Annotated in this window: 11 protein-coding genes and 1 riboswitch; of the genes, 10 read left to right on the top strand and 1 reads right to left on the bottom strand. The window is 70.2% G+C overall.

What is annotated here, in order from left to right; translation table 11 throughout:
- Nucleotides 1-168 precede the first annotated feature (168 nt).
- The 10 genes from clsA (at nt 169) to IE118_RS18765 (ending at nt 10,318) form a co-directional block, all read left to right on the top strand.
- Entirely contained in the window at nt 169-777 is a 609-nt protein-coding gene (clsA, locus tag IE118_RS18810; protein WP_189559103.1) for a cardiolipin synthase ClsA, read from the top strand.
- A gap of 115 nt (nt 778-892) precedes the next feature.
- A complete protein-coding gene (locus IE118_RS18805; protein ID WP_189559102.1) occupies nt 893-3,388 on the top strand; it encodes a mannose-1-phosphate guanyltransferase in 2,496 nt (831 codons plus the stop codon).
- Nucleotides 3,389-3,517: 129 nt separating this feature from the next.
- Nucleotides 3,518-4,414: a DUF881 domain-containing protein gene (locus IE118_RS18800; protein WP_229846850.1), complete on the top strand. Its 897-nt coding sequence runs from the start codon at nt 3,518-3,520 to the stop codon at nt 4,412-4,414.
- Entirely contained in the window at nt 4,411-4,743 is a 333-nt protein-coding gene (locus tag IE118_RS18795) for a small basic family protein (RefSeq protein ID WP_003988855.1), read from the top strand. The genes IE118_RS18800 and IE118_RS18795 overlap by 4 nt, the downstream gene beginning before the upstream one ends.
- Before the next feature lie 5 nt (nt 4,744-4,748).
- Complete coding sequence (locus tag IE118_RS18790) at nt 4,749-5,642, top strand: DUF881 domain-containing protein (RefSeq protein WP_189559101.1); 894 nt, start codon at nt 4,749-4,751, stop codon at nt 5,640-5,642.
- A gap of 61 nt (nt 5,643-5,703) precedes the next feature.
- Complete coding sequence (locus tag IE118_RS18785) at nt 5,704-6,636, top strand: FHA domain-containing protein (protein ID WP_189559100.1); 933 nt, start codon at nt 5,704-5,706, stop codon at nt 6,634-6,636.
- Nucleotides 6,637-6,674: 38 nt separating this feature from the next.
- Nucleotides 6,675-7,415, top strand: coding sequence for a transcriptional regulator FtsR (gene ftsR / locus IE118_RS18780; protein ID WP_189559099.1), 741 nt, complete (start codon nt 6,675-6,677; stop codon nt 7,413-7,415).
- An 83-nt stretch (nt 7,416-7,498) separates the two neighbouring features.
- Nucleotides 7,499-7,972: a bifunctional nuclease family protein gene (locus IE118_RS18775; protein ID WP_189559098.1), complete on the top strand. Its 474-nt coding sequence runs from the start codon at nt 7,499-7,501 to the stop codon at nt 7,970-7,972.
- Between the two features lie 190 nt (nt 7,973-8,162).
- Nucleotides 8,163-8,843: a MerR family transcriptional regulator gene (locus IE118_RS18770; protein ID WP_189559097.1), complete on the top strand. Its 681-nt coding sequence runs from the start codon at nt 8,163-8,165 to the stop codon at nt 8,841-8,843.
- 83 nt (nt 8,844-8,926) lie between these two features.
- Complete coding sequence (locus IE118_RS18765) at nt 8,927-10,318, top strand: DNA polymerase IV (RefSeq protein ID WP_189559096.1); 1,392 nt, start codon at nt 8,927-8,929, stop codon at nt 10,316-10,318.
- Between the two features lie 10 nt (nt 10,319-10,328).
- Here IE118_RS18765 and IE118_RS18760 read toward each other — a convergent pair whose 3' ends face one another.
- Nucleotides 10,329-10,703 carry a PRC-barrel domain-containing protein gene (locus tag IE118_RS18760; RefSeq protein ID WP_189559095.1) on the bottom strand — a complete coding sequence of 125 codons (375 nt, stop codon included), beginning with the start codon at nt 10,701-10,703 and terminating at the stop codon, nt 10,329-10,331.
- 113 nt (nt 10,704-10,816) lie between these two features.
- Nucleotides 10,817-10,912: riboswitch (glycine riboswitch) on the top strand.
- Nucleotides 10,913-11,057 lie beyond the last annotated feature (145 nt).

Genomic DNA, 11,057 nt, shown 5'->3' with positions numbered 1-11,057 from the left:
TTACAGCGCCGATGGTACTGCAGGGGGGACCCTGTGGGAGAGTAGGACGCCGCCGAACAATTCTTTGAGCTCTGGCTCTTGGGCATACAGCCCGAGGGCCAGAGCTTTTTTGCGTTGAGGTAAGGTCGGGGAGCATCGTCGACACCATTTCCCACAGGAGGATCCCGGGTGGAGGTCCAGGAGACGCGGGTGCAGACAGACCGCGTCCTCACCATCCCGAACATGCTCAGCATGGCGCGGCTCGTTGGCGTACCCCTGTTCCTGTGGCTGATCCTCAGGCCCGAGTTCGGCGGTCCGAAGAGCGATGGATGGGCGCTCCTGGTACTGGCCTTCAGCGGCGTCAGCGACTACCTGGACGGCAAGCTCGCCCGGCGATGGAACCAGGTCAGCAGCCTCGGCCGGCTGCTCGACCCGGCCGCCGACCGGCTCTACATCCTCTCCACGCTCGTCGGCCTCACCTGGCGCGACATCCTGCCGCTCTGGCTCACCGCCGTGCTGCTGGCCCGCGAGCTGGTCCTCCTGGTGATGGTGGGGATCCTCAGGCGACACGGCTATCCGCCGCCCCAGGTCAACTTCCTGGGCAAGGCCGCCACCTTCAACCTGATGTATGCGTTCCCACTGCTCCTGCTCAGTGACGGAACTGGCTGGATCTCGTCACTCGCTGCAATTTTCGGCTGGGCGTTCGCCGGATGGGGTACAACCCTGTATTGGTGGGCAGGAGTGCTTTACGTGGTCCAAGTCCGCCGTCTGGTTCGTGCGGACACTGTGGCCGATTGAACCCGCTGATCAGTACGCGCAACGTGGCGCGACGACCCGCACCGTGAAAGTGCCGGCCCCTCCAGCTGGGTGAAGTCGGTCAGACCGTCGTCTCTTCGAGGAGGACGCTTCCGACATGAAGGCCGTCGTGATGGCCGGAGGCGAAGGCACCCGCCTTCGCCCCATGACCTCAAGCATGCCCAAGCCGCTCCTGCCGGTGGCCAACCGGCCGATCATGGAGCATGTGCTGAGGCTGCTCAAAAGGCATGGGCTCAACGAAACCGTTGTGACAGTCCAGTTCCTTGCGTCGCTCGTCAAAAACTATTTCGGTGACGGCGAAGAGCTCGGAATGGAACTCACCTATGCCAATGAGGAGAAGCCCCTCGGCACCGCGGGGAGCGTCAAGAACGCGGAGGAGGCGCTGAAGGACGACGCCTTCCTCGTCATCTCCGGCGACGCCCTCACCGACTTCGACCTCACCGAGCTGATCAATTTCCACAAGGAAAAGGGCGCCCTCGTCACGGTCTGCCTGACCCGTGTGCCCAATCCGCTGGAATTCGGCATCACCATCGTGGACGAGGAAGGCAAGGTCGAGCGCTTCCTGGAGAAGCCGACCTGGGGGCAGGTCTTCTCCGACACGGTGAACACCGGCATCTACGTGATGGAGCCCGAGGTCTTCGACTACGTCGACCCCGACGTGCCCGTCGACTGGTCCGGCGACGTCTTCCCCCAGCTGATGAAGGAAGGCAAGCCCGTCTACGGCTACGTCGCCGAGGGCTACTGGGAAGACGTCGGCACGCACGAGAGCTACGTCAAGGCCCAGGCCGACGTCCTCGAAGGCAAGGTCGACGTCGACATCGACGGCTTCGAGCTCTCCCCGGGCGTATGGGTCGCCGAAGGCGCCGAGGTGCACCCCGACGCCGTCCTGCGCGGCCCGCTCTACATCGGCGACTACGCCAAGGTCGAGGCCGGCGCGGAGATCCGCGAACACACCGTCGTCGGATCCAACGTCGTGGTCAAGAGCGGTGCCTTCCTGCACAAGGCCGTCGTGCACGACAACGTGTACGTCGGACCGCACAGCAACCTGCGCGGCTGCGTCGTCGGCAAGAACACCGACATCATGCGAGCCGCCCGGATCGAGGACGGCGCCGTCATCGGCGACGAATGCCTGGTCGGCGAGGAATCGATCGTCCAGGGCAACGTGCGCGTCTACCCGTTCAAGACCATCGAGGCCGGCGCCTTCGTCAACACCTCCGTCATCTGGGAATCCAGGGGACAGGCGCACCTCTTCGGAGCCCGGGGCGTCTCCGGCATCCTCAACGTGGAGATCACCCCGGAACTCGCGGTGCGGCTGGCCGGCGCGTACGCGACGACGCTCAAGAAGGGCTCCACCGTCACCACGGCCCGCGACCACTCCCGCGGTGCTCGAGCCCTCAAGCGGGCGGTCATCTCCGCGCTGCAGGCCAGCGCCATCGACGTGCGGGACCTGGAGAACGTACCCCTGCCCGTCGCGCGGCAGCAGACCGCGCGGGGCAGCGCGGGCGGCATCATGATCCGGACCACGCCCGGGGTGCCCGACTCCGTCGACATCATGTTCTTCGACGGGCAGGGGGCCGACCTCTCCCAGGGCAGCCAGCGCAAGCTGGACCGCGTCTTCGCACGGCAGGAATACCGGCGAGCCTTCCCCGGCGAGATCGGAGACCTGCACTTCCCGGCGAGCGTCTTCGACTCGTACACCGGGTCCCTGCTGCGCAACGTCGACATCACCGGGATCGCCGAATCCGGACTCAAGGTGGTCGTCGACGCGTCCAACGGCAGCGCCGGCCTGGTCCTGCCGAGCCTGCTCGGCAAGCTCGGCGTCGACTCGCTGACCATCAACCCCGGTCTCGACGAGTCCAGGCCGACCGAGACGGCGGACGTACGGCGGGCCGGACTGGTCCGGCTCGGCGAGATCGTCGCGTCCTCCCGGGCCGCCTTCGGTGTGCGGTTCGACCCCGTCGGCGAGCGGCTGTCCCTGGTCGACGAGAAGGGGCGGATCATCGAGGACGACCGGGCGCTGCTCGTGATGCTCGACCTCATCGCCTCCGAGCGGCGCAGCGGACGCGTGGCCCTGCCGGTGACCACCACCAGGATCGCCGAACAGGTGGCGGCCTACCACGGAACGCAGGTCGAGTGGACGACCACCTCGCCCGACGACCTGACCCGCGTGGGCGGTGAAGAGGGCACGATCTTCGGCGGCGACGGCAAGGGCGGCTTCATCGTCCCCGAGTTCAGCAGCGTCTACGACGGCACCGCGGCCTTCGTACGGCTCATCGGGCTCGTCGCCCGCACCCAGCTCACGCTCAGCCAGATCGACGCGCGCATCCCGCGGGCGCACGTGCTGAAGCGCGACCTGGCCACCCCGTGGGCGGTCAAGGGCCTGGTGATGCGCCGCGTCGTCGAAGCGGCCGGAGACCGCTTCGTGGACACCACCGACGGCGTGCGCGTGGTGGAGACCGACGGCCGCTGGGTGATGGTGCTGCCCGACCCCGCCGAGGCGGTCACCCACCTGTGGGCCGAAGGCCCCGACGACGCCTCCGCGCAGGCCCTGCTCGACGAGTGGGCCGCGGTCGTCGACAGCGCGGGCAGGTGAGCCGGTAGCCTCCGACACCAGCCTCGACGCCCCCGCCGGCGTGCCGGACACCTGCCCCCGACGGGGCCCGTCCGGCCCGCCGGTGGGGCCGTTTCGGAGGCAGGGTCGCGGCGTGCGACGATGTGCGGCATGCCGCAGCAACCCCCCGTTCGGAGCACCCCCGCGCGGCCCGCGCGCCCGGACGCCTCCATGTCGTTGCTCACCAACGTCATGGACCACAGCCTCGACGACGGATACGCCGAGGCCGCCGCGCGCAAGCAGTCCCACGGTGACGGCGGCATGCCGAAGACCCTCAGGGCGAAACTCGGACTCGCCGGCGGCCTGGTGCTCGCCGCGCTCATCGTGACCGTCGGGGCCGCACAGGCCCGGGTGGAGGCTCCCGTCGTCGCCAAGGAACGCGAGGAGCTGATCGACCGGATCGACCGGGAGACCGAAGCCGCCGACAGACTCGAGGACAGCGTCGACGAACTGCGCGCCGACGTGAGCGCCCGCCAGCGCGAGGCCCTCCGGGACAGCGGCGGCGGGGACCGGTCCACGCTGGTCGGCATCCTGTCCGGCGCGAGCGCGGTGCACGGCCCCGGCGTACGGCTCGTGGTGGACGACGCCAAGGACGCCGGCGCCGGCGGTGACGGCGACGCCCGGTCGGCCTCCGGGTTCTCCGACACCGGCCGGGTCCGCGACCGCGACATGCAGCGCGTCGTCAACGGTCTGTGGGAGTCGGGAGCCGAAGCGGTCTCCGTCAACGGACAGCGGCTCACCGCCCTGTCGGCGATCAGGGCCGCCGGAGACGCGATACTGGTCGACAACAAACCGCTGGTGCCGCCGTACACGGTGCTCGCGGTGGGGGACGGCGGGCCGATGAGCGACCGGTTCCAGAACAGCGCGGACGGGCTGTACCTGCACGCCTTGCAGGAGAACTACGGCATCCGGACGGCCATCTCCGTGGAGGACGACGTCCGGCTGCCCGCCGCGCCGAGCGTCACCGTACGTACCGCACAGCCGATAACCGAGAAGGGCACATCGTGATCGCCGTACTGGGCCTCGTCGTGGGAGTCGTGGCCGGACTGTTGGTCCGGCCCGAGGTCCCGGCGGTTGTCGAGCCTTACCTGCCGATCGCCGTCGTCGCGGCGCTCGACGCCGTGTTCGGAGGGCTGCGGGCCATGCTCGACGGCATCTTCGACGACAAGGTCTTCGTGGTCTCGTTCCTGTCGAACGTCGTCGTCGCCGCGCTGATCGTGTTCCTCGGCGACAAGCTCGGCGTCGGAGCCCAGCTGTCCACCGGCGTCGTGGTCGTCCTCGGCATCCGCATCTTCTCCAACGCCGCGGCGATCCGCCGGCACGTCTTCCGGGCGTGACGCCGATGAACGAACACGAGCAGGACAGGACCACGCGCCCGGCGGTGTCGCCGCCCAGGACCGCCCCCGAGGCCCCGCCCGCGACCGGCCTGCGCAGGGAACTGCCCGCCGAGGTGCCCGCGAGCACGCCCGCGCCCGCCCAGGAGAACCCCCAGCGGGAACCGGACCGGTCCGGGCCGACCGGACGGCAGCGGCTGCTGCAGGGGCTGTGGCCGCCGCGTCTCACGCGGGCCCAGCTCATCGTCGCCCTGCTGCTGTTCGGGCTCGGCTTCGGCCTGGCCGTCCAGGTGGCCTCCAACAGCGACAGCGACAGCGCGCTGCGCGGGGCACGCCAGGAGGATCTCGTCCGCATCCTCGATGAACTCGACAACCGCACGGAACGTCTAGAAGACGAGAAGCAGGGCCTCGAGAAGCAGCGCGACGAGCTGGAGAACAGCTCCGACCAGGCCGAGGAGGCCCGCAGGCAGACCATCGAGAAGGAGAGGCAGCTCGGCGTCCTGGCCGGCACCGTCGCCGCGCAGGGACCCGGGATCACCATGACCATCGAGGACACCAAGGGCATGGTCGAGGCGGACATGCTGCTCGACGCCGTCCAGGAGCTGCGCGCGGCCGGTGCCGAGGCGATCCAGGTGAACGGTGTGCGCGTGGTCGCGAGCACCTATCTGACGGATTCCGGCAACGGTGTCGCCGTGGACGGGAACAAGATCACCGCGCCCTATCGTTTCAAGGTCATCGGCAAGGCGCAGGACCTCGAGCCGGCGCTCAACATCCCCGGAGGCGTGGTGCAGACTCTCGAGAAGGAACAGGCCACCGTTACCGTGGAGCGGTCCACCAAGATCGTTGTGGATGCCTTGCGGGCGGCGGAGCGGCCTGACTACGCTCGGTCGTCCTCCCGGTGAACCGGGGGTGCATGGGGGGCTTCCGGCGAGGGCATGAGGTTGCGGGGGGTCGGCGCACCGAATGGGTGGTGCGTGGTGGAAACTGTCTGGCGGAGGCGGACGTTGTGAAGATGTCCGGGTCGGTCAATGTGTTCAGTCAGGGTTCGTCCTGCCCCACGGGCGGGTCTGTTTCGGTCAAGGGGAATCGCCCGTGAAGTTGTTTGCGAAGTTGTTCGGCAAGAGCGCGCGGCGAGAGGACAGCGGCAACGCGACTGCTCGTCACCGCGCACAGCCTGACGCGGAAGGTCAGCGTCCGCTGTTCCGGGACCAGGTGGGTCAGGGCGCGCCGTCCGTTGACCCCGCCCAGTCGGGCGGCATAGGTTTTGGACAGCCGTCGACGTCAGGTGCGGGTGGTGGGTACTCGGACCCGTACGCGTCCCCGGCCCCAGGTGGGCAGCCGCGGCAGGAGGATCCGTCCATGTCGGCCCTGGTGTGTACGAGGTGCGGCAACCGCAACGCGGAGAACAGCCGCTTCTGCTCGAACTGCGGCGCGCCGCTGAGGCCCGGCGTCGCACCGGAGCGCCCCTCGGAGACGACGTCCACGATCTCGATCTCCGGTCTCGAGGCCTACGACGCCGAGGCAACCGGCCAGACGCAGATGCCCACGCTCTCCCCGGAGGCGCAGGCGGCCGTCGACGCGCTGCCGATGGGGTCCGCGCTCCTGGTCGTCCGCCGCGGGCCGAACTCGGGCAGTCGCTTCCTGCTGGACGGCGACCTGACCACGGCCGGGCGTCACCCGCAGAGCGACATCTTCCTGGACGACGTGACGGTCTCCCGCCGGCACGTGGAGTTCCGCCGCAGCCCCGACGGTTCGTTCACGGTGGCCGACGTCGGCAGCCTGAACGGCACCTACGTCAACCGTGAGCGGATCGACCAGGTCGCCGTGTCCAACGGCGACGAGGTGCAGATCGGCAAGTACCGGCTGGTCTTCTACGCGAACCAGCGGGGCTATTGACGGCCCCGGTCGCGGCCGGGGGACCCCAGGGAAGGTCCATGCTTCAGACACCGAGCGGCGGTGCCGGTCACGGCGCCGCCGCCGCGGGCACCGGGCTGATGAGCATCGGGGCGGTGCTGGCCGTGCTGCGCGAGGAGTTCCCCGAGGTCACCATCTCCAAGATCCGCTTCCTGGAGTCGGAAGGGCTGATCGAGCCGCAGCGGACGGCCTCGGGGTACCGCAAGTTCAGCACCGGGGACGTCGAGCGCCTCGGCCATGTGCTGCGGATGCAGCGGGACCACTATCTGCCGCTCAGGGTGATCCGGGAGCACCTCGCGGCCCTGGAGCGCGGCGAAGCCGTGCACCTGCCCGCTCTGAGCCGCCCGGGTGACGGTGAGGCCGCTCCCGAGCAGGCCGCCGACGGGCCCGCGCCGGCCCGCATCGGGCGCCGCCAGTTGCTCGCCGCCGCCGGTGTGGGGGAGGCCGACCTGGCCGAGTGGGAGTCCTACGGACTGCTCGTCCCCGTGGAGGACGGGGTGTACGACGCCGAGGCGGTCACCGTCGCCGGGCTCATCGCCGAGCTGGGGCGGTTCGGGATCGAGCCACGTCACCTCCGGGTGATGAAGGCCGCCGCCGACCGGGAGGCCGGCCTGGTGGACCAGGTCGTCGCCCCCTTGCGGCGCCACCGCAACCCGCAGACCAGGGCGCACGCCGAGGCCCGCACCAAGGAGCTGGCCGGGCTCGCGGTGAAGCTGCACGCGGCGCTGGTGCAGTCGGCGCTCGGGGTGCGGCTGCCCTGATCGCGCGGGTCCGGGAACCCGGATCGGCCACCTGATCCCTGCCCGACTACCCAAACGTCCCGGGCACGGCCTAGGGTTGCTGTGTGAACGAGCTCGATGTCGTAGGTGTCCGGGTCGAGATGCCCTCCAACCAACCGATCGTGCTGTTGCGTGAAGTGGGCGGCGACCGCTACCTCCCCATCTGGATCGGACCGGGGGAGGCGACGGCCATCGCCTTCGCCCAGCAGGGCATGGCACCGGCACGTCCGCTGACCCACGACCTGTTCAAGGACGTGCTGGAAGCCGTCGGGCAGGAGCTCAGCGAGGTACGCATCACCGACCTGCGCGAAGGTGTGTTCTACGCGGAGCTGGTCTTCGCCAGCGGGGTCGAGGTCAGTGCCCGCCCGTCCGACGCCATAGCGCTGGCGCTGCGCACGGGTACGCCGATCTTCGGCAGTGACACGGTGCTCGACGACGCGGGGATCGCCATCCCGGACGAGCAGGAGGACGAGGTGGAGAAGTTCCGCGAGTTCCTCGACCAGATCTCGCCGGAGGACTTCGGCACCAGCAACCAGTGAGCGGCGGGAGCCGCCGCGGCGACCGGGCCCGGGGCCCGGGCGGCAGCCATTCGGCTAGCCTTTCCCCGCGGTGGGGCACGGGAAACCACTCTTAGGGTGATTATCACTCGGCGTGCCGAGTGTGGCGATCGTTGACGCACCCTTGGTGACTGCCTACCGTCGGGGAGGCAGGTCAAGGACGGAGGTCGGCGTGAGAAGCAGCGGCGACGGTACGGCTGGGGGTGCCCCCGAACACGGTTTCGGGGCGAGAGGGCCGTACCCTCCCCAGAGCTCCCGGCTCCGCCCGAGCACGGGCCACCCGGGGCACGGCGGGGCGAGCGCGTCGGTCCCGCAGCGGCCGACGCCTCTGCCGGGCGGCGGGGAATCGGCGGCGGCGTCCGAGGAGGTCGGTTACCGGGGGCCCACGGCCTGCGCCGCCGCGGGCATCACCTACCGGCAGCTCGACTACTGGGCCCGTACCGGACTGGTCGAGCCGAGCGTGCGACCGGCCCACGGCTCGGGGACGCAGCGGCTGTACAGCTTCCGGGACGTCGTCGTACTGAAGATCGTCAAGCGCTTCCTCGACACGGGAGTGTCGCTGCAGAACATCCGCAGCGCCGTTCAGCATCTGCGCGAGAGCGGTTTCAGTGACCTCGAGCGCATGACGCTGATGAGCGACGGTGCCACCGTCTACGAGTGCGCCTCGCCCGACGAGGTGCACGCCCTCCTCCAGGGCGGCCAGGGAATCTTCGGCATCGCCGTGGGCGTGGTGTGGCGGGACGTCGAGAGCGCGCTGTCGCAACTGCACGGGGAGCGCGTCGACACCGGGGAGACCCTGGTCGGCCACAACCCGATGGACGAGCTCGCGCGCCGCCGCAACAAGGCCGTCTGAGGAAGCTCTCCGAACCCGCCGTGGAGGGCCGCACGGGCCCTCCGAGGAGGGCGTTGTCAGTGGCGTGGGGCAGCATCGGACAGGTGAGATCCGCGCCCACGATCCTGCATCTCGACATGGATGCCTTCTTCGCCTCGGTGGAGCAGGCGTCCAAGCCGAGTCTGCGCGGGAAGGCCGTCGTCGTGGGCGGACTCGGCCCGCGCGGGGTGGTCGCCACCGCCTCGTACGAGGCCCGGGTCTTCGGTGTCCACTCGGCGATGCCCATGGCGCAGGCCCGGCGCCTGGCGCCGAACGCCGCCTATCTGGTGCCCAGGTTCGCTCTCTACCGGTCGATCAGCGATCAGGTGATGAGGCTGCTTCGTGCCCTGTCGCCCCTGGTGGAGCCGCTCAGTCTGGACGAGGCCTTCGTGGACCTGGAGGCCGGCGGCACCGCATGGGACGAGCGGTCGGCCCGCCTGGCGGGGGCGGCGCTGCGCGCCGACATCCGGGAGGTCACGGGGCTCACCGGGTCGGTGGGGCTCGCCGCCTCCAAGATGCTCGCGAAGATCGCGTCGGAGCAGGCCAAGCCGGACGGGCTGGTGGTGATCGAGCCGGGTACCGAGCGCGCCCTGCTGGAACCGCTGTCCGTCCGCACCCTGCCCGGCGTGGGCCCCGCCACCGGCGACCACCTGCGCCGGGCCGGCATCCACACCGTCGGCGAGCTCGCCGAAGCGGGGGAGGACGAACTCGTGCGGCTGCTGGGCAAGGCGCACGGGCACGCGCTGTTCGCCATGGCCCTGGCGCGGGACGAACGGCCGGTGGTGGCCGAGCGGGAGACCAAGTCCGTGTCCGTGGAGGACACGTACGACGTGGACATCCACGACCGGGTGCGGGTCGGTACGGAGGTGCGCCGGCTCGCCGACCGGTGTGTGAGCAGACTGCGCGGGGCGGGCCTGTCGGGGCGGACCATCGTGCTCAAGGTGCGGCGGTACGACTTCTCCACCCTCACCCGGTCCGAGACGCTGCGCGGGCCCACGGACGATCCCGCGGTGGTGCGGGAGGCCGCGGGGCGGCTGCTGGAGTCGGTCGACACCACGGGCGGGGTGCGGCTGCTCGGGGTGGGCGTCAGCGGACTGGCCGACTACACCCAGGAGGACCTGTTCGCGCAGGCGGCCGGCGGGGCGGGGGAGGAATCCGCCCGGGAGGAGCCCGCGGCCGCGCCCGCCGCGGACGGCCCGGCCCCCGCGGAGCGGATCTGGCCCGCCGGCCACGACGTGCGGCACGCGGCGTACGGGCACGGCTGGGTGCAGGGCAGCGGTCTCGGCCGGGTCACCGTGCGGTTCGAGACCCCCGACTCCCCGCCGGGCCGGGTGAAGACCTTCCGCACCGACGACCCGGCCCTGGAACCGGCGGACCCGCTGCCGCTGGTGGCACGAGGACCGGGGGAGGACGAGCGGGCGGCAAGCGGGGGAGGGACGGCGGCGGGGAGTCCGTGAGCGCGGATGGTCAGAGCTGCTTGTCCCTGCCCGCCAGCTTGCCGAAGTCGCGGTCCCGCACGGGAGGAGGCGCGGCGATGTCCAGACCGTAGTGGTGGTAGAGCTGCAGTTCCTGCTCGGGGGAGAGGTGACGGCCCACGCCGAAGTCGGGCGCGTCCTTGATCAGGGCCCGGTCGAACGGGACGTGGAGGGCCCCGTCGATCAGTTCGCTGGGCTCCAGGGGGACGAAGGCGTCCCTGCTGAACAGGCCGGTGCGTATGGCCGCCCACTCCGGTACGCCGGTGGCGTCGTCGAGATACACCTCGTCGATGGTGCCTATGCGGGTTCCGTTGAGGTCGAACGCCTTGCGGCCGATCAGGTGGCGCGGATCGATGTCGGTCTGCACGGGCCCTCCACTGGTCGCACACTCATCCGTAAGCACCACAAAACGGCACATCGGGCGGAGCGGCCACTCGAAGCCCCGGCGCCGTGCTCGCTGGTACGCTGGCAATCGGCTGCTGACCCCGTGCGGGAGAGTCCTCCGGACATCACCGGAGGCGCCGAAGGAGCAAATCCTCCCCGGAATCTCTCAGGCACACGTACCGCACGGACGAGGTCACTCTGGAAAGCAGGGCGGGTGTCGACGGCTTCCGCTCTCACCGACGGTGAAAGCCGGACCGCCCTCGGGCGTTCCGGTGAAGCTCTCAGGTTGAGATGACAGAGGGGGAGGCCGTCCGGGCACCTGCGCCGTGGTGCCCCT

The organism is Streptomyces pilosus (assembly GCF_014649835.1).
GTDB lineage: Bacteria > Actinomycetota > Actinomycetes > Streptomycetales > Streptomycetaceae > Streptomyces > Streptomyces pilosus.
Note: the sequence above shows the minus strand (reverse complement) of the source record. Positions and strands in the feature narration are given on the sequence as shown.

Coding starts and splice junctions, on each gene's coding strand:
- IE118_RS18805 (WP_189559102.1), top strand. CDS start 893: ATGAAGGCCGTCGTGATGGCCGGAGGCGAAGGCACCCGCCTTCGCCCC.
- IE118_RS18800 (WP_229846850.1), top strand. CDS start 3,518: ATGCCGCAGCAACCCCCCGTTCGGAGCACCCCCGCGCGGCCCGCGCGC.
- IE118_RS18790 (WP_189559101.1), top strand. CDS start 4,749: ATGAACGAACACGAGCAGGACAGGACCACGCGCCCGGCGGTGTCGCCG.
- IE118_RS18785 (WP_189559100.1), top strand. CDS start 5,704: ATGGGTGGTGCGTGGTGGAAACTGTCTGGCGGAGGCGGACGTTGTGAA.
- ftsR (WP_189559099.1), top strand. CDS start 6,675: ATGCTTCAGACACCGAGCGGCGGTGCCGGTCACGGCGCCGCCGCCGCG.